This is a genomic window from Neobacillus sp., assembly GCF_031988165.1.
In the GTDB taxonomy this organism is placed as follows: domain Bacteria; phylum Bacillota; class Bacilli; order Bacillales; family Cytobacillaceae; genus Neobacillus; species Neobacillus rhizosphaerae.
Genome location: NZ_DALZYO010000001.1, coordinates 202264 through 220950, shown reverse-complemented (window position 1 = coordinate 220950; position 18687 = coordinate 202264). Strand labels below are relative to the sequence as shown.

Here is an 18687-nt window from a genome sequence, read left to right as displayed (position 1 = left end):
TAAATGAATTTTTTATCCGCTAAACGTAAATTTAGTTCCATTTTGCATTAGCCATTCTTTAATTCTGTTAAAATATGTGTATACACTGAATCGTGTTTTTTCCAATGTTCTATATTAAAGCTGGAGTTATGCCAAAGGTAAACAAACTTACCTTTATACTTTTTGGTAATTTCTAACAGCTTTATCGTTGCCGCTTCCATTTGTTTTGGGGATAAATCCTGGAATCCAAAAAGTGTTCCATCCATTACAATCAGTGGAAACTCCTTAATAGTCAGTTTCTTTCTCTCGATAATATCAAAAACGGTATACTCATAGCATGTTCCACAACGAAAACCTTCCCGTTCCGGATAACCTAACGTACAATCCATTTCCATTCCATTACTGTCCCAAATATTCCATGTTACCGGCACTTCAAACCTAAGATAATGTTGGCGGCCTTCTTTCACACTAATTCCAAGCGCTTCTTCTAACCGCTCTTTTTCTTTCTCCCACTGCAATGGATCATTGTAGGCATTAAAGCTTGGATGAAAACCAATGATGTGACCTCTTTCTTTAACCTTCTTTATAATATTTAATGCAGCAGACTCATCTACTTGGTAATTATTATCAAATTGAGTGCTACCGCCGCTCATGAAATAAAAACGTGATTTAATGCCAGCACTCTCAGATAGATTCATAATGTAGTCGAAGGTATCATACGGGTCGTTCTGTTTCCCTAATTTAATTCGTGTCAGATCTACAATATTCCGTAAAAACAAAGCTACATTCCGTCTTTTTAGGATATCCGCTCCTAAAACTTGAACATGACGTAAGGGTCCTTTCCAATAGGAGATGTGATCGACATCATGGGTAAGAATGATTTCAAATTCCCGTTCTTTTCTCACCTGTTCAATCCCAAGATATACAAGCATATTCCACAGCATTTCCACGTACTCGTTCACAATAGGACGTTCTAAAAAGGCATTTTTGTATGCCGCACTCGCTTTCGCTGGAAACCGATTATGTATGTCTCTTTCTTTATTTACATACTCTTCCCAACGTGTGAGCATAAAAAAAGCAGACCCGAAAATATCGATTCCACATGTTATCTCCTCGGACATTACCGCTATTTCATCATTTCCATAAATAATCGGAATATCATCCTCTACACTAAATGGATTCATTCCCCGGCCTATTTTGGCGGGAATGTTTTCTGGCTTTAAATAATCCTCCCCCGCTTGATAACTAAAAAATGAATCCCGAATGATTAGGATAGATTTATTTTCTAAGACAATTTTATAATCCACCCCTTCATAGTCATAAATTTCATAAGCAATTCCTAAATATTCACCAAATAAAATATCAATGATATAAGTCCGCTCAGGCAAAAAATTTCTAGGTAGATAAATAGTAATCATTTCAAAACCTCTTTCAAGCCATTACGAATTTTTAATAAAATTGAATTTGTTTTTGAGATATTGAAATAAGGTTTTTGTTCTCCGCCAAAGGAACTAAAGAAATGCTCAATTGGCTGAACCATACTTCCTTCAAAGTCGAACTTGTCCGTGACGGTAGAAGCAAACTTAATGGCTTCCCACATTAGCAACGAGGTAGCTCCGCTAGTTCTAAGGATCGGATCTCCTCCCCCCATTAGATAAAAAGCACTTTGCGAATCCCAAATCAGATAGATTGCACCATGAACATGATTATTTTCATCGGAAGCAAAAAATATTTTGCGGCAATTCTCTTTTGCACAAGCAGCATCAATTTTCTTTACGAATTCTAAATCGTAGGGCATCTGTCGATTTTGCCGGTCAAAGGTTTTTTTATTTATGATAAAAAAATCTTCAACTGAGTCACTGGTATATATTGTGACCTTTTTTTCTGCCTTCCTTATTTCCCTTCTGATATTTTCCTTAAATCTAGAGAACAGCTGCTGTTGATCTTTAATATTTTCTAATACGTACGTATAACGGATCGTTTGGCTAAATCCCTGCCAATAAAACGGCAGCCAGTTGGTAAAAGAATAATGAAAATTTTGATTAAAGGCCGCAACAGATGGTAATTTATTAATTACTTCTTTGCATACCTCCCTTTCAAAAGCTAGTTTATTTACGTATTTTTGCCCTTCAGGATAGTTCATCCACACTCCCGCTGTTTGCGTTAATAACGGCATAGAAATATAACGAATAAACGATCTTTTCTTCAACACATAAGGCAGACTGGCAACTATCTTGCCGCCTTTTTCAACTAAAACAACATCCCAATTCTCTTCTCCCGCCACAGCATCAAGCCACCAATCTTTTGAAAATATCGGGATTGATGGTTCAGCCTTGCAAAGCGCCCTATATTTCTCTTTATTATCCACAAAAAATTCAACACCTTCTCCCCCCCTTTGCCAGCCCTTTTTAAGGAGGTACACTTTCTTTTAATTGTTTTATCCCTCAAGTTTTTCAGGATTAGGTTTACCATTAACGGCGAAACGATATGTCATAAATCCATCTATGATATACATAATGCTGTAGGCAATTGTAAATAGGATGATACTAGCCTTGATGGAATTGAACACCTTATAGCCAATAACAAGACTGCTGGTAGTAGAAATAAAGAGTGCAGCTTGCCAAATAATCTCATATTTATTCTTTTCTAATATGATCGATAAAGTACTTAATGGACTAGTAATAAATTGAAAAAACAGCATTGGCATCATTAAACGTGCATATTCTCCGGCAACGGCCCATTCAGCGCCAAACACAAAGGAAAAAAGCCACGGACTAAAAATATACAGTAGCGTAAAGGGAATGATTGCCAGTAAAAATAGCAATTTAAAGGATTTTATATACAGCTTTTTGCAATTCCCGTTTATTTGTATTTCTTCTGCTGCATTTTGTCTAAAAACATCGGTAATAGCCGTTCCGATTAGAGAGACCGGTAAACTTAATACTCTCTGGGTAAGGGTAAAATATCCGACTGTTAGTGCGTTAAAAAAACTTGAAAACAGAATATTTGCCAGATTTCTTGATGAGACGTTTAGTGTGTGTGCAAAAGTAAAGTATTTCGGAAAATTAGCAAATCTCTTTGCTTGCAGTATCATCTCTTTCTTCGATATTTCTTTCATGATCATTTTCTCTTTGTTCAACAGCCTTTTGATAATTAACCACAAGGCAAAAGCTTGCCCAATGATCGTTCCTAAAATAAGTCCTATGCCATTGGTTGCAAAGCCAAAGCTAATATTCGCGGTGCCGATCCCCGCCTGTTGAATGACTTTATTAACGGACATCACTTTATACATTTTCCGTCTGTTAAACCAATAATAGATGATGGCGTAAAATCCCAATATTATTAAGGAAACAGGGATAAAATACAGCCAAATACCCAGTTCATTGACCCCGAATAGATTAGCGAGGTTTTCTCCGCCAATTAAAAAAATAAGGAAAATAAAAATAGAGATACATACATTAATAACAGCGGCTAAAGCGGCTACATTAATCGCTTCACTGTCTTTCTCAGGGATAATGATCGCTAATTCATATCTTCCTGTAGAAAGAACAGACAGAATAGATACGATCGCAGTGTAGACTGCAAAAACACCAAACTCCTTTGGTCCATATATCCGCGTCAGTATCGGAGTAATGGCAACAGGTAAAACCTGTGCAATTGCTGTACCAGTAAATAAAGTAAAGACATTTTTAAAAAAATCATTTTTTAATAGTTTTTTTAACATAGCTTACCTTCTCGCAATCGGCATATTTATAGGTGAAAAAGTACTCTAATAGAATTAGTTTAAAAAAGCCCCAATATCTTTTTACGAATTGGAATCGGCTTCTCAATGTGAAGATGCTGACCAAGGATAAGCAGTTCCGTATTTTCTTGAAAATTGAAGGTATAATTGATTCCGAATGTTTTTGTGATTGCATCATACGCTTCATGAAGTGAGAAACCTCTTGAACTACAATTATGGGCATCGGTTGCGATAAAATGCGCTAAATTATGTTCAATGATTGTTTCCGAAAAGGATTTAACTTTTTTCCCAAAATGACCGATAATACTTCCGGATGTAAGCTGGGTCAAGGCCCCTTCTTGAACCAATTCAAATAATAGATTGTTATCCTCAATAAATCCTCTATTTCTTTCCGGGTGGACAATAATTGGTGTAATCCCTCTCACTAACAGTTCATAAACCATTTCCCGGGTATACGTCGGAACTTCCCCAAATGGAAGCTCTAATAACAAGTATTTACCTTCATTGTCAAGTGTCAGGATTTCATCCCTTTCAAGTGAATGGAATAATTCCCGGTGAATCCTTACTTCCTGCCCTGGATGAACGGTAAGGGGAATATTCTCCTGTAGTAAATGCCTTTTTAACTCAATTGTCCTCTCCAAAATAACACTCTTTGAATTTTCATATTGTTCGTTTAGATGATGTGGTGTTGCAAATAGATGGGAAATTCCTGTTGTTACTGCAGAATTCGCCATATTTAAACACTCAATAAGCTGCGAAGGACCGTCATCAATCCACGGAAGTATATGACAATGTATATCTATCATTCATACAATCTCCCTATACTATTAGTAAAATAGCCTTTAACCGTATTGGCCATAATTATCCTTTTTGCTATCCACTCCATTGACAACGACACCAAGCAATTGAGAGTTGGCTTTTCCTACTAACTCTTTCGCTTTGATCCCTCGATCCTTTTTAGTTTTTCCACTTGCAACCACCATTACAACACCATCACTTTTACTTGCCATAATCTGGGCATCTGTGACCACAAGTAAGGGCGGTGTATCAAAGACGATATACTCATACGCTTCCTTAAGTTCTTTTATAATTAGTTCCATAGTCTTTGAACCTAATAGTTCTGAAGGATTTGGGGGAGTAGGTCCACTAGTTAAAAGGTCTAAATTGGGAACATTTGTCTTCGTGATTGCTGTTTCTATTTCAATTACCTTTGTGAGAATGCTGGTCAGCCCGTCTATATTACTGACGTTAAAGGTAAAATGAACAGATGGTTTCCTTAAATCTGCATCGACAAGCAATACTTGTTTTCCTTGCTGGGCCAGTACAATGGCAAGATTGGCAGCGGTTGTCGTTTTCCCATCACCAGGTTCAGGAGAGGTTACAACTATTGTTTTGATTTCTTTATCTACTGAGGAAAAATGCAAATTGTTCCTTATAAGCCGGTACTGCTCGGTTATCGGCGATTTAGGGTTGTATTGTGCAATTAAATTCACAGATCGATTAGCTTTATTTTTCACCTTGCGGGACAATCGTTTCACTTCCAATCTTTTGCATTTTGGAATCTTTTCTTGCCTTTTTCTCTGAATGAGACATTTTCTTAATAGACCCTAGCACCGGCAGTCCAAGGTATGTTTCAACATCGTGATCATCCTTTAGTGTATTATCTAAAAATTCAATCAAGAAGCTCATTACTATTCCAATTATCAAACCAACTACAACCGCGATGGCAATATTCAATATTGGATTTGGTTTAATGGGAACAGGATTTTCCTTTAATTCTGCTTTCGCAAGAATGCTCACGTTATTGACACTCATAATATTTTGGATTTCCGTTTGAAAAACTTCTGAAATGGTGTTAACAATTTCTACTGCGTTTGCAGCATTTGAATCCCTAACCACTAAAGAAAATATTTGCGAATTTTCTTGGCTGTTAACCGTAATACTTTGATTGAGTTCCTCCACCGTTTTTGGAAAATCAAGTTTGTTAACGACTTTACTCAGGATGGCGGGAGTTTTGATGATCACGCTATACGTATTAATCAAATCTACGTTACTTCGCAATAAAGAGTAGTCCAGTTGATTCTCCAGATTTTTCTGATTTACAAGGATTTGCGTTGATGCCTGATAGACAGGTGTCATCACAAAATATGAAATTGAAGCACTTATCAACCCTGCTAATACTGTTATAGAAAAAATTAGCTTCCAGCGTTTTTTTAGAATTGTAAATATATCTAGTAAACTTATTGTTTCCTCCATATTGCCCTCCGGACCACTTTATTCAATTTTGAAACCACAGCAAATTCGCTTTTTCGATAAAAAGATTATCTTACTATTATATTTCACTCAAAGTTTGCTTAATGCAGTCGATTACTCTCATTTGGTCCTGTTGTGTCATATTTGAACCTGAAGGTAAGCAGATTCCATTTCGAAAAAGTTCTTCAGAGATGCTCTTGTTCGTGGAATGCGGATAGTATTGATACTTTTCAAAAAGCGGCTGCATGTGCAGCGGCTTCCATACAGGTCTTGCTTCAATATTCTCGGACTCTAGTAAAGCAAGTAATTCGGATATCGACACGCCCGTTTTTTCCTCATTTATGGTTAACGCCGTCAGCCATCGGTTTGATACCGTGTTATCCAACTCCGGCATAAAGGAAATTTCTGGATAACCTGCTAATTCTTGTTGATAGGTATTAAAGATAGCCCTTCTTACATTGACTCTCTCTTTCAATACCTGTAGCTGGCTTCTTCCTATCCCAGCTAAGATATTGCTCATTCGATAGTTAAACCCAAGCTGGCTGTGCTGATAATGTGGTGCAGGGTCTCTTGCTTGCGTTGCTAAAAACCGTGCTTTACTTAGCGCTTCAATATTATTAGAAATGAGCATTCCCCCGCCAGAAGTAGTAATAATTTTATTGCCATTAAATGAATAGACACCAAATTCACCGAAGGTCCCGCTTGATTTTTCTTTATACCTGGAACCAAGTGATTCTGCTGCATCTTCTATGAGAGGAACCGCATATTTTTTACAAATAGCCACAAGTTCGTCCATCTTGGCAGACTGTCCATACAGATTCACGATAATTACAGCTTTTGGCAATTTATTGACTGAAACCGCTTGCTTAAAGGCTTCTCCCAGTGCTGATGGTGACATATTCCAAGTGTCTGGTTCCGAATCGATGAAGACAGGCTCAGCACCTTGATAGAGGATTGGATTAGCAGTCGCTACAAAGGTAAGACTTGAGCAAAATACAGTATCTCCTTTTTGCACATTTAATAAAGAAAGAGCCAAATGAATGGCCGCAGTTCCTGAACTGACTGCAACGGCTCCACTAGCTCCTACGTAACTTGCAATTTCCTTTTCAAAGGCATCTACATTCGGTCCTATCGGAGCAATCCAATTGGATTCGAACGCCTCGTTGATGTATTTCATCTCAGTTCCACTCATATGTGGCGGAGAAAGAAAAATTCTACTTTTCTTAGCTGTTTGCAACAAATCCTTCACCTCCAATTCATATCATAAATCTAGTAAATTATAAGAATAGGACTGGTTTCACTATTTACAATATATATTCTTGCCTCTCTTTTTCTTGTGCTTCTGTTCCCGTAAATGAGGCCATTGGTTCATCTTCAGCTTGGTTAACGTCTTTTGGGCGAACAACCTTTATTATGGTTAACCCTAAAATTTTCAAATCAAGTAACAGTGTTTGATGATTTACATACCAAACATCAAGTTCGAATTTCGCTTCCCAAGTAATCGAATTTCGCCCATTAACCTGGGCCCATCCCGTAATTCCCGGTTTAACTAGATGTCTCATTGCCTGTTCTTCTGTGTATAATGGAAGATACTCCATTAATAATGGTCTAGGCCCAACCAAGCTTACATCACCTTTTAACACATTAATAAGTTGTGGGAGTTCATCAAGACTATACTTCCTTAAAAAGGAACCAAAGGGAGTCAGTCGGTGAAAATCAGGCAGAAGCTGCCCATTGCTATCCTTCCGTTCATTCATACTTCGGAACTTAAGTAGGTAAAACGGCTGCCCATTCAATCCAGGTCGAAGCTGTTTGAAAATGATTGGAGAGCCAAGTTTATATTTGACCAAAATGACAATGAATAAAATGATTGGGGAAAAAATAGCTAATAATGACAATGAAATAAGAACGTCCAACATTCGCTTCATGCAATTACCTCCCCTTACATTAAGACTGACAATTTTTGTTTCTCCTCTTTATGATTGGCTAGAAATAAAAGGCTTTCCCTAATTTCCTCTTTATTCAGGTTAGAGTAGGTTAAAATAAATTCTTCGATTTCTTGGATAAAAAGTTCGGAGGTTTTGCCAATATAAATTTTTGGATAGATTTGTTCTTCATGTACCTCATCTTCTTTTAATAGTTCTTCGAAAAGCTTCTCCCCAGGTCTTATCCCGGTAAATTCAATTCCGATTTCATCCACAGAATTTCCGGATAATTTGATTAAATTCTTGGCAAGATCAACAATTTTCACCGGTTCTCCCATATCTAACACAAAGATTTCCCCACCCTTGGCAAGGGCCCCAGCCTGGATGACAAGTCTTGAAGCTTCAGGAATCGTCATGAAATAACGGATCATATCAGGATGTGTAACCGTAACAGGACCACCCTTTTCTATTTGCCTTTTAAATAATGGAATAACGCTGCCGCTGCTTCCTAGGACATTGCCAAACCGAACAGCCACAAATTTGGTATTGCTTCTTCTATCCTTTGACTGAATGATCATTTCGGCCAGTCTTTTCGTAGACCCCATGACGCTGGTTGGATTAACAGCTTTATCAGTCGAGATCATCACGAATGTTTTAACTCCATTCAAGCTGGCAGCATTTGCTGCATTGATGGTCCCAATGACATTATTCTTCACTGCCTCTTCAGGATTGTGTTCCATCAGCGGGACGTGCTTATGTGCAGCCGCATGATAGACAACATCCGGCCGATACATTCTCATCACTGCTGCCATTTTTGCAGCATCTTGCAAATTGGCAATTTCCGTTATAAATTCAATCGTTGATTCTCCGAAAGATTCCTTTAGTTCCATTTCAATCGAATATATACTATTCTCACCGTGCCCTAATAGAATCAATTGTTCAGGTGAAAAAATAGCAACCTGACGGCAAATTTCCGATCCAATCGACCCCCCCGCACCGGTTACCAACACTTTTTTTCCGGTAATGTATTTTGATATCGCTGCAATATCCAAATTAATTGGTTCCCTGCCTAAAAGATCCTCCACTTGGACATCACGGAACTGACTAACAGATATCCTTCCTGTTACTAAATCCTCAAGCATCGGGAGGATTTGCGTTTTTGCAGAAGTCTTTGCACATTCTTGAAAAATAATATTTAACTCTTTTCTGCTTAAGGAAGGGATGGCAATGATAATGTTCTCAATGTGCAAGTTTTGAACTTTCTCCACTATGGAGCTTACCCCGCCGAGAACTGGTATACCTAAAATATCTAATTTTTGCTTATGAATGTCATCATCAATAAATCCTACCGGAAGAAGATTGGCCTCTTGACTTTTTATCAGCTGCCTGGCGACCATTGCGCCTGCTGAACCAGCCCCAACAATGAGTGTTCGTTTTTTATTCTGGTTTTTGTTCATAAAGGAATCTCGGTACACTCTCCAGCAAAACCGCGAACCGCCAATTAACAAGATATTAACTGACCACGTTACACCCAGCAGCCTAATGGGAATCTCATGGAGGAGCAGCTGTGCTAGTAATACGGTCAAAAGCATTGAACATGTCACAATTTTAAAGATAATTAATAATTCTCCGACACTAGCATATTCCCAAGCCTTTTTATACAGCCTAAAAGCTAACGAAAACAAATGGTGGCTAATCAAGATGGATAATGTGATGACCATCATTGGAACATTACTGACAAAAGCAGTAGCATCGACCAAGAAACTGCTGATAAAAATGGCTGTTATGACAATACATGAATCTACCAAAAAGAATATAGGCATCCTTTGCCAATAGGTCATTTTCTCACCCCTTTAATTTCTATTCATTTTAAAAGATTAAAAGCTTTGATTATAGCGGCTTTCATAGCCATTATCATCAAAACCATTAATCAATTGGTTTGGGGCATCTAACCCCTCCTCACATCACACTCTTGACGACTAGCGTCTAAGGTTATGAACCCACAGTATGACCGAGTGCCTTCATTGATAGCGGTAAGAAGGCATCACCAAAAGAAAATTTGTATACCCCAATCTTAATTCTTTATAAAGAACAAGTCAATTTATTATTTTTATTACATTTCAATAATAATAATTCCATTCAGTTTATAAAAAGACTGTCTAACCATTGAATTTTAGCGGTTTAATAGGAAATATCATTCCTCTATATATTATTTACGCACTAGGAAAATATATCTGTTAATTAAAATTTATCTTAAGTCAGCAAATTAATTCTTTAAAGAGAACGAATTGTGGTTTATAATATCAGTAATATGACATAGTTGCATAATATTTATTTGAACAATTCGCTGCCGATAGCTACGCAATCTTTTATACATACACATTAAATTTGTTTAAAAGGAGAGGCCTATGATTGGAACACGAATTAAAGAAGTACGAGAGCAAAAGGGATATACCCTTACGGAGCTTGCTGACCTTGCCAATGTCTCTAAATCCTATTTGAGCAATATCGAGCGGAGCCTTAATAAAAATCCTTCCATACATTTTCTAATGAAGATTGCCAAGCCGTTACATGTTTCAATTGAATATTTATTGACTGAAATCGATCATTTGGAATCACAATTGAATGCGAACGGGAAAGAACTTCTGGACAAAGAGTGGAAGAGAATAATCGAAAAGGCTATTATCGATGGTATGAATAAAGAAGATTTTATCGAATATATAAATTTTATTAAATTTAAAAACTGGGAAAAAAACAATAAGTTTGATTAAAACCGATTGACACACCGCCTTCCTTGTAGTAAGTTTTATAAATAATCTAAATAATTGATTTCTTATCAAGAGAGGTTGAGGGAATGGCCCTGCGACGCCTCAGCAACCATCAATGGCTTGTCCATTGAAAAGGTGCTAAGTCCTGCAAATTAGTTTGCTAATTTGTGAGATAAGAAGAATGACGCTTTGGTCGTATTTACAAAAGCCTTCTTCTTATAGAAGGCTTTTTTCTGTTGCAAAAGCGTCGGCACTGCGGTTGGCCATTCTCATCATTAAAGGAGTGTGCAGCATGTACAAAATCGAAACGAAACTGGCGCAAATTGGAAATCGCAGTGAAACTGTGACTGGAACGGTGAATCCCCCGATTTATTTTTCAACAGCCTATCGCCACGCGGGAATTGGGCAATCGACTGGCTTTGACTATATTCGGACTGGAAACCCCACAAGACAAATTCTTGAAAAGGCTATTGCTGATTTAGAACACGGTGAACAAGGATTTGCATGCAGTTCTGGTATGGCGGCCATTTTCACGGTGCTTTCTTTGTTCCAATCTGGTGATGAATGGTTAGTGAGCGAAGATTTATATGGGGGCACCTATCGTTTGTTAGAACAAGGATTTAAGAAGTGGGGATTAAAGACGCAATATGTGAATACATGTTGTCCGGAAGAGGTCGAACGTAGGATTACTCCTTCAACAAAAGCCATCTTTCTAGAGACTCCCACAAATCCCCTGATGCAGCAAGCAGATATTGCCGTAATCTCAGAAATTGCTAAGAGACACGGTGCTTTACTGATTGTTGACAACACATTTTATACTCCGTTATTGCAGCAGCCCATCCCGCTTGGAGCAGATATTGTCATCCATAGCGCGACAAAGTATTTAGGCGGCCATAATGATGTGCTGGCGGGCCTTATCGTTGCCAAGGGAAAAGACATTTGTGAAGGATTAACCCTTCATCATAACGGTGCCGGCGGTGTGTTAAGTCCGTTTGATGCTTGGGTGTTAATGCGCGGAATGAAAACGTTGGCGCTTCGGATGGAACGCCATGAGAAAAATGCAAAGGCGATTGTCGAATACCTTTCCAAACATGAAAGTGTTGCAGATGTTCTCTACCCTGGTAAAGGAGGAATGGTGTCCTTCCGATTGCAAGAAGAAGCATGGGTAAATCCATTCCTTCAAAATATCGCTCTAATTACTTTTGCTGAAAGCCTTGGCGGAACAGAAAGTTTAATTACCTATCCAGCGACGCAAACCCATGCAGATATTCCTGAAGAAATTCGCCTGCAGCAAGGTGTCGACAATTGTTTATTACGTTTTTCAGTTGGAATTGAAGATGCCGGCGATTTAATCCAAGATCTGGATCATGCTTTAGCTAAAATGAAAGAAGGAGTGATTGCCTAATGGCTCGCGTTGAATATAGCTTTCAAACAAAACTCCTTCATAATCAGCACAAAGTCGATCCAACTACGGGGGCTGTAAGTGTAGCAATCCAACATGCTTCTACCTTCCACCAAGCGGATTTCGATCAGTTTGGTAAGTACGATTATGGCCGTAGTTTAAATCCGACAAGGGAAGCACTTGAAGATGTGATTGCGGAACTCGAGGGCGGGTTAAAAGGATTTGCCTTTTCTTCAGGTATGGCCGCGATTTCGACGGCATTCCTTCTGCTTTCTGCAGGAGACCATATTGTCATTACAGAAGATGTTTATGGCGGAACGTTCCGTATGGTTACACAAGTGCTTCCTCGGTTTGGAATTGACCATACATTTGTCGATATGACGGATATAGCCGCTGTAAAGGAAGCGATTCAACCAAATACAAAAGCCTTTTATATGGAGACACCGTCTAACCCATTAATGAAAGTCACGGACATTAGGGCCATTTGCGAGTTAGCGAAGGAAATCGATGCGATAACCTATCTCGATAATACCTTCCTCACCCCTGCCCTACAGAAACCATTAGCGTTAGGGGTCGATGTTGTCCTCCATAGTGCGACTAAATTTCTATCAGGGCATAGTGACGTGGTAGCAGGACTTGCCGTCGTAAAGGACGAAGAGTTGGCGAAACGATTAGGATTTTTGCAAAATGGGTTCGGTGCCATCCTTGGGGTTCAAGATGCATGGCTCGTCTTAAGAGGGCTAAAGACGCTTCACGTTCGCTTGGAGCAATCGCAAAAATCAGCTTTAAAACTAGCAGAATTTTTAGATGCTCATCCGCTTGTAGAAAAAGTATATTATCCAGGCCTTGTCAGTCATCCACAATATCAAATTCAGAAAGATCAGGCTGGTGGTCCGGGAGCTGTCCTATCCTTTGAATTGGCTGACGAAGATGCGCTTCGAACTTTTCTTGCTAACTTAAAAATACCTGTCTTTGCTGTCAGCCTTGGTGCGGTTGAGTCGATCTTATCGTATCCGGCTAAAATGTCCCATGCTGCCATGCCACAGGCGGAAAGAGAGAAACGTGGAATAAAAAATAGTCTGTTGCGCTTATCCGTTGGCTTGGAAAATTCGGATGATTTGATGAAGGATTTTTCCCAGGCCCTCGAGCAAATCAACCAGAAACGATTAGTGTTTGAACGGGGAGAATGACAATGAGCTTTTTAGAAAAATTAAACAATCAAATCTTAATTGCCGATGGAGCCATGGGTACTCTCCTTTATTCATATGGAACAGATTGCTGTTTTGAGGAGCTAAATCTATCTCAGCCAGAGCAAATCCAAAATATTCATAAAGCCTATATTGATGCCGGCGCGGATGTCATTCAAACAAATACCTATGCAGGAAATTATCTCAAGCTCCAACGTTATGGACTTGAAGACTCGGTGAAGGAAATAAACAGCGCTGCCGTCCGCAATGCCAAACATGTAGCACAAAATAATGCATATGTGCTTGGAACGATTGGAGGTAATCGGGGGATTAAGCCTGATTCCATTTCAATCGAAGAATTAAAGCGCAGCTTCCGCGAACAATTATATTGTCTATTACTTGAAGGGGTAGATGGCCTACTACTGGAGACCTTTTACGACCTAGAAGAGCTTGAAATCATTCTTACTATTGCGAGGAAGGAAACGAAGCTTCCAATAATTGCACAGCTATCCCATCAGGAGCCGGGAATTTTACAAAATCAAACACCAGTTAATGAGGCTTTAAAGAGACTTGAGGGTCTTGGTGCCGATGTCATTGGGCTTAATTGCCGGCTCGGGCCACATCATATGCTCGTAACGCTCGAACAGATTGAACTTCCGAAGCATGCCTTTCTATCTGCCTATCCGAACGCCAGTCTGCCCACCTATACGGACGGGAAGTTTCATTATGAGGGTGACGCCGATTATTTTCGCCAGTCCGCTCGTGCATTCCGAAATGAAGGGGTTCGTCTTCTTGGCGGCTGCTGTGGCACCACTCCGGCACATATTAAAGCCTTTGCAGCCGAATTAAAGAATAGTGTCCCTGTTACGGAAAAGGTTGTAAAATTGAAACCAAAGAAAGTTATCGTTGAATCTGCTGTTAAAAGGGAGTACATCCCTCTTCAGGAAGTCGTCAAAGAAAGACCTTCGGTGATCGTCGAATTAGATCCTCCTAGAAAGCTGGATACGACAAAGTTTTTCGAAGGGGCTAAAGCATTAAAAGAAGCGGGAATTGATTCTTTAACACTCGCGGATAATTCGCTTGCGACAGTAAGGATTTCAAACGAATCATTAGGGTACTTGGTTAAAACAGAATTAGGGCTGCGCCCGCTCATTCATATTTCCTGCCGAGACCGAAATATCATTGGCCTGCAATCCCATTTAATGGGACTTCACACTCTTGGCTTGAATGATGTTCTAGCAATAACCGGTGATCCGGCAAGAGTTGGCGATTTCCCAGGTGCATCGTCCGTTTATGATGTCTCCTCGTTTGAGCTAATTCAAATGATAAAGCAGTTAAATGAAGGGCTTTCTTTTTCTGGAAAGGATTTAGGACAAAAAACGGCTTTCAGCATCGCAGCAGCCTTTAACCCGAATGTTCGCTCACTCGAAAAAACGGTGAAGCGGCTGGAGAAAAAAATCCACTTGGGTGCTGATTACTTTATCTCCCAGCCAGTTTTTTCAGAGGAAAAATTAATTGAAATCTATGAAAATACGAAACATCTTCATGCACCTATCTATATTGGCCTAATGCCGCTAATAAGCAGTAAGAATGCTGAATTCCTTCATAATGAAGTGCCTGGCATCAAAATTGCGGATTCCATACGCGACCAGATGGCAAAGCTACATGATAACCCGCTTCAAGCGGCTAAGGAAGGCATTGAAATTACTAAGTCCCTCATTGATGCAGCATTAGAATTATTTAACGGAATTTATTTAATCACTCCATTTTTACGTTATGAATTAACTACCGAGCTAGCCCTTTATGCAAGACAGCGTGCTAGTGAATTAAGGGGGCACAGCTATGTCGAAAACATCATTTCCTGATCAACTAAAAAAACGCATCCTCATCATGGACGGTGCCATGGGAACGATGCTGCAAAGAGCTGAGCTTACAGCAGAGGATTTTGGCGGTGAGCAGTATGATGGCTGTAATGAATACCTGAATTTAACTGCCCCCTCTGTTATTGCCAATATTCACCGCGAATATTTACATGCCGGTGCTGACATTATCGAAACCAATACATTCGGGGCAACGAGCCTTGTCCTCGATGAATATGAACTGGGATTTAAAGCCTATGAAATCAATAAAATTGCCGCCATGCTTGCTGTCAAAGAAGCGATGAAGGCCTCCACTGATGATTGGCCCCGTTATGTCGCAGGCTCAATGGGGCCGACAACGAAAACATTAAGTGTCACCGGTGGAACCACCTTTGATGCCCTTGCTTCCTCATATGAGGAACAGGCAATTGGCTTGATTGACGGCGGAGTGGATCTGCTCCTCCTTGAAACAAGCCAGGATATGCTAAATGTCAAAGCTGGAAATGTTGGAATTCAAAACGCTTTTAAAAAAACAGGAAAAACACTACCGTTGTTTATTTCAGGGACGATTGAGCCAATGGGGACAACGCTTGCCGGCCAATCGATTGAATCGTTTTATATTTCGGTCGAGCATATGAATCCTGTTGCTGTGGGCCTTAATTGTGCAACTGGCCCAGAATTTATGCAGGACCATGTCCGCTCACTCGCCAATCTCGCCTCTACTGCTGTCAGCTGTTATCCGAATGCAGGGTTGCCTGATGAGGAAGGCCATTATCATGAGACACCAGAAACGTTGGCGAAAAAGCTTTCTGATTTTGCCGCTCACGGCTGGCTTAATATTGTTGGTGGCTGTTGTGGTACGACGCCTGAACACATAAGGGCGTTAGCAGTAGCGATGAAAGATTTTCAACCAAGAGAAGTCAAACCATCTCCTCTTCATATGGTTTCTGGGATTGAACCTTTTATTTACGACGATCCCACGCTCCGACCGATAATGGTTGGGGAACGGACTAATGTCATTGGTTCGCGGAAATTCAAACGATTAATCACTGAAGGAAAATTTGAAGAAGCCTCCGAAGTTGCGCGAGCACAGGTCAAAGGCGGTGCCCATGTGATTGATCTATGTCTTGCCGATCCAGACCGTGATGAAATCGTTGATATGGAAAATTTCATTAAAGAAGTGGTCAAGAAAATCAAGGTTCCACTTGTCATCGACTCTACAGATGAAAAAGTCATTGAAAAAGCACTTAAATATTCACAGGGAAAAGCGATTATTAATTCGATTAATCTTGAAGATGGAGAGGAACGCTTTGAGGCGGTTGTGCCATTAATTCATAGATATGGAGCTGCAGTTGTTGTTGGCACCATCGATGAAGAAGGTATGGGAGTTACGGCTGAGCGAAAGCTGGCGATTGCCAAACGCTCCTATGACCTGCTAGTCAATAAATACCACTTAAAACCACAGGATCTTATCTTTGACCCGCTTGTTTTTCCGGTTGGTACGGGTGATGAACAATATATCGGTTCTGCTAAAGCAACGGTTGATGGAATCAGGTTAATTAAGGAGCAGTTTCCTGAGGTCCAAACGATTCTCGGAGTTAGTAATGTTTCTTTCGGACTGCCTCCGGTGGGGAGGGAAATTTTGAATTCCGTTTTCCTCTATCATTGTACTCAGGCTGGACTTGATTATGCGATTGTTAATACCGAAAAGCTGGAACGGTTTGCTTCTATTTCCAAGGAAGAAGTTCAATTAGCAGAGTCCCTACTTTTTGAAACAACAGACGAGACACTTGCAACTTTTACTGAATTTTACCGAGGAAAAAAGAAGGAATCAAAGATAATCGTTCCAAATATGAGCTTAGAAGAACGGCTTGCCTATTATGTGGTCGAGGGTACAAAAGAAGGCCTGCTGCCGGATTTAGATTTAGCGCTTGAAACCTATCCAGCCCCGCTTACTATTATTAATGGACCATTAATGGATGGCATGAAAGAGGTTGGCCGTCTATTTAATGACAACCAATTAATTGTCGCAGAAGTTCTTCAAAGTGCAGAAGTGATGAAAGCGGCGGTATCACATTTAGAGCCGCATATGGAAAAAGGCGATGTTTCATCTACAAAAGGAAAAGTAATCTTAGCAACAGTAAAAGGCGATGTGCACGATATCGGGAAAAATCTAGTTGACATTATCCTTAGTAATAACGGGTATGATGTGCACGACTTAGGAATTAAAGTGTCACCCACAGAGCTGGTTCAAGCCATTCATGAAGAAAAACCAGATATCGTCGGGTTATCAGGGCTACTCGTGAAATCAGCGCAGCAAATGGTCTTAACCGCACAGGATATGAAGGAAGCGGGAATTTCATTGCCCATCTTAGTTGGCGGAGCTGCCCTATCACGTAAATTCACGGATACGAAAATTGCCAAAGAGTACGATGGACTGGTTCTTTATGCGAAGGATGCGATGACAGGACTATCGCTTGCCAATCAGTTGCAATCACCAGAGGAACATCAAAAGCTTCTCGATGAAAAAAATGAGAAGTTGGCAGCAATAAATGTTCCTATCGAATTACCAAGCCGGTCGGCTGTGACTGTCGCGGTTAAAGTAAAGCCCTCCGTTTCAACAGAGGTACCGGTCTTTACGCCAATGGATACAAAGAGACATATTCTAAAATCCTATTCACTTTCCCATATTGAACCGTATATCAACATGCAAATGCTGATAGGACATCATCTTGGTGTGAAAGGGAAAATTTCTAAATTACTTGCTGACCAAGATGAAAAAGCAGTAAAGGTAAAAGAAGTGGTTGATCAATTACTTGCAGATGCCAGTGCTAACAACTGGATTATTCCAGCGGCAGTTTATCGATTTTTCCCGGCACAATCGGATGGAAATAAGGTGATTATTTATGACCCAGAAAATTCGAACACTATTATTGAAACATTCGATTTTCCGCGTCAGGAATCGGCACCGCATCTTTGTTTAGCCGATTTTTTAAAGTCAGTTGATAGTGGCATTATGGATTATGTTGGCTTTTTTACCGTAACAGCTGGTAGTGGGATTCGCGAAAAAGCCGACCAATTTAAAAGTGAAGGTCGTTTTCTCGAGTGCCACGCTCTTCAGGCCCTGGCATTGGAGACTGCGGAAGGCTTTGCCGAATTAATTCACCGGCAAATGCGCGATCGTTGGGGATTCCCAGATCCGCTCACGTTTACCATGCAGGACCGGTTTGCCGCTCACTATCAAGGCCAGCGGTTTTCGTTTGGCTACCCAGCCTGTCCTGATTTAGAAGATCAAAAGAAATTGTTCAAGTTGATTCAACCGGAAGAAATCGGAGTTCAGTTAACAGAAGGTTGTATGATGGAACCTGAAGCATCTGTGACTGCGATGGTGTTTGCCCATCCAGAAGCAAGGTATTTTAACGTGTTGAGATAAGGTTTAGGCGATTCCGCGGAGTTCTATGCTGATTCCGCGGAGTTTTTATTTTATTCCGCCGAACTCTCATGGAATTCCGCCAAACTTGAATTCCGCCAAACTCCGAAGGGATTCCTCCCATTAAAAAAAAGCCCTGCAA

14 protein-coding genes and 1 riboswitch are annotated in these 18687 nt (G+C 40.0%); of the genes, 5 read left to right on the top strand and 9 right to left on the bottom strand.

Annotated features, from left to right (window positions below; genetic code table 11):
- Positions 1 to 47 precede the first annotated feature (47 nt).
- From RTR43_RS01120 to RTR43_RS01080, 9 genes are all read right to left on the bottom strand, one after another.
- Positions 48 to 1397: a polysaccharide deacetylase family protein gene (locus RTR43_RS01120; protein WP_312469035.1), complete on the bottom strand. Its 1350-nt coding sequence runs from the start codon at positions 1395 to 1397 to the stop codon at positions 48 to 50.
- Positions 1394 to 2347 carry a GNAT family N-acetyltransferase gene (locus RTR43_RS01115; protein WP_312469034.1) on the bottom strand — a complete coding sequence of 318 codons (954 nt, stop codon included), beginning with the start codon at positions 2345 to 2347 and terminating at the stop codon, positions 1394 to 1396. The genes RTR43_RS01120 and RTR43_RS01115 overlap by 4 nt, the downstream gene beginning before the upstream one ends.
- A gap of 69 nt (positions 2348 to 2416) precedes the next feature.
- The gene (locus RTR43_RS01110) at positions 2417 to 3703 is read right to left on the bottom strand and encodes an oligosaccharide flippase family protein (protein ID WP_312469033.1); all 1287 of its coding nucleotides are present in this window, start codon (positions 3701 to 3703) and stop codon (positions 2417 to 2419) included.
- Between the two features lie 59 nt (positions 3704 to 3762).
- Positions 3763 to 4527 (bottom strand): tyrosine-protein phosphatase, encoded by a 765-nt coding sequence (locus RTR43_RS01105; RefSeq protein ID WP_312469031.1) that lies wholly within the window; start codon positions 4525 to 4527, stop codon positions 3763 to 3765.
- Between the two features lie 36 nt (positions 4528 to 4563).
- On the bottom strand, positions 4564 to 5259 hold the full coding sequence (locus RTR43_RS01100; protein WP_312469030.1) for a CpsD/CapB family tyrosine-protein kinase: 696 nt from the start codon (positions 5257 to 5259) through the stop codon (positions 4564 to 4566).
- Complete coding sequence (locus tag RTR43_RS01095) at positions 5228 to 5977, bottom strand: YveK family protein (protein WP_312469029.1); 750 nt, start codon at positions 5975 to 5977, stop codon at positions 5228 to 5230. Before RTR43_RS01095 ends, RTR43_RS01100 begins: the two co-directional genes overlap by 32 nt.
- Before the next feature lie 76 nt (positions 5978 to 6053).
- Positions 6054 to 7166, bottom strand: coding sequence for a DegT/DnrJ/EryC1/StrS family aminotransferase (locus RTR43_RS01090; protein WP_396954521.1), 1113 nt, complete (start codon positions 7164 to 7166; stop codon positions 6054 to 6056).
- A gap of 112 nt (positions 7167 to 7278) precedes the next feature.
- Entirely contained in the window at positions 7279 to 7902 is a 624-nt protein-coding gene (locus RTR43_RS01085; protein WP_312469026.1) for a sugar transferase, read from the bottom strand.
- A gap of 14 nt (positions 7903 to 7916) precedes the next feature.
- The gene (locus RTR43_RS01080; RefSeq protein WP_312469025.1) at positions 7917 to 9740 is read right to left on the bottom strand and encodes a polysaccharide biosynthesis protein; all 1824 of its coding nucleotides are present in this window, start codon (positions 9738 to 9740) and stop codon (positions 7917 to 7919) included.
- 567 nt (positions 9741 to 10307) lie between these two features.
- On the opposite strand from RTR43_RS01080, the gene RTR43_RS01075 reads away from it, so the two are divergent.
- The 5 genes from RTR43_RS01075 to metH all read left to right on the top strand — a co-directional run bounded on the left by RTR43_RS01075 (position 10308) and on the right by metH (position 18548).
- Positions 10308 to 10670, top strand: a complete 363-nt coding sequence (locus tag RTR43_RS01075; protein WP_312469024.1) for a helix-turn-helix domain-containing protein — start codon at positions 10308 to 10310, stop codon at positions 10668 to 10670.
- 59 nt (positions 10671 to 10729) lie between these two features.
- A riboswitch (SAM riboswitch) is annotated at positions 10730 to 10846 on the top strand.
- A gap of 113 nt (positions 10847 to 10959) precedes the next feature.
- Complete coding sequence (locus tag RTR43_RS01070) at positions 10960 to 12072, top strand: methionine biosynthesis PLP-dependent protein (RefSeq protein WP_312469023.1); 1113 nt, start codon at positions 10960 to 10962, stop codon at positions 12070 to 12072.
- On the top strand, positions 12072 to 13259 hold the full coding sequence (gene metC / locus RTR43_RS01065) for a cystathionine beta-lyase (protein ID WP_312469022.1): 1188 nt from the start codon (positions 12072 to 12074) through the stop codon (positions 13257 to 13259). The genes RTR43_RS01070 and metC overlap by 1 nt, the downstream gene beginning before the upstream one ends.
- 2 nt (positions 13260 to 13261) lie before the next feature.
- A complete protein-coding gene (locus RTR43_RS01060; RefSeq protein WP_312469021.1) occupies positions 13262 to 15121 on the top strand; it encodes a bifunctional homocysteine S-methyltransferase/methylenetetrahydrofolate reductase in 1860 nt (619 codons plus the stop codon).
- A complete protein-coding gene (metH, locus tag RTR43_RS01055) occupies positions 15099 to 18548 on the top strand; it encodes a methionine synthase (protein ID WP_312469020.1) in 3450 nt (1149 codons plus the stop codon). Before RTR43_RS01060 ends, metH begins: the two co-directional genes overlap by 23 nt.
- Positions 18549 to 18687 lie beyond the last annotated feature (139 nt).

Coding starts and splice junctions, on each gene's coding strand:
- RTR43_RS01120 (WP_312469035.1), bottom strand. CDS start 1,397: ATGATTACTATTTATCTACCTAGAAATTTTTTGCCTGAGCGGACTTAT.
- RTR43_RS01110 (WP_312469033.1), bottom strand. CDS start 3,703: ATGTTAAAAAAACTATTAAAAAATGATTTTTTTAAAAATGTCTTTACT.
- RTR43_RS01105 (WP_312469031.1), bottom strand. CDS start 4,527: ATGATAGATATACATTGTCATATACTTCCGTGGATTGATGACGGTCCT.
- RTR43_RS01095 (WP_312469029.1), bottom strand. CDS start 5,977: ATGGAGGAAACAATAAGTTTACTAGATATATTTACAATTCTAAAAAAA.
- RTR43_RS01090 (WP_396954521.1), bottom strand. CDS start 7,166: ATGAGTGGAACTGAGATGAAATACATCAACGAGGCGTTCGAATCCAAT.
- RTR43_RS01085 (WP_312469026.1), bottom strand. CDS start 7,902: ATGAAGCGAATGTTGGACGTTCTTATTTCATTGTCATTATTAGCTATT.
- RTR43_RS01080 (WP_312469025.1), bottom strand. CDS start 9,740: ATGACCTATTGGCAAAGGATGCCTATATTCTTTTTGGTAGATTCATGT.
- RTR43_RS01075 (WP_312469024.1), top strand. CDS start 10,308: ATGATTGGAACACGAATTAAAGAAGTACGAGAGCAAAAGGGATATACC.
- RTR43_RS01070 (WP_312469023.1), top strand. CDS start 10,960: ATGTACAAAATCGAAACGAAACTGGCGCAAATTGGAAATCGCAGTGAA.
- metC (WP_312469022.1), top strand. CDS start 12,072: ATGGCTCGCGTTGAATATAGCTTTCAAACAAAACTCCTTCATAATCAG.
- RTR43_RS01060 (WP_312469021.1), top strand. CDS start 13,262: ATGAGCTTTTTAGAAAAATTAAACAATCAAATCTTAATTGCCGATGGA.
- metH (WP_312469020.1), top strand. CDS start 15,099: ATGTCGAAAACATCATTTCCTGATCAACTAAAAAAACGCATCCTCATC.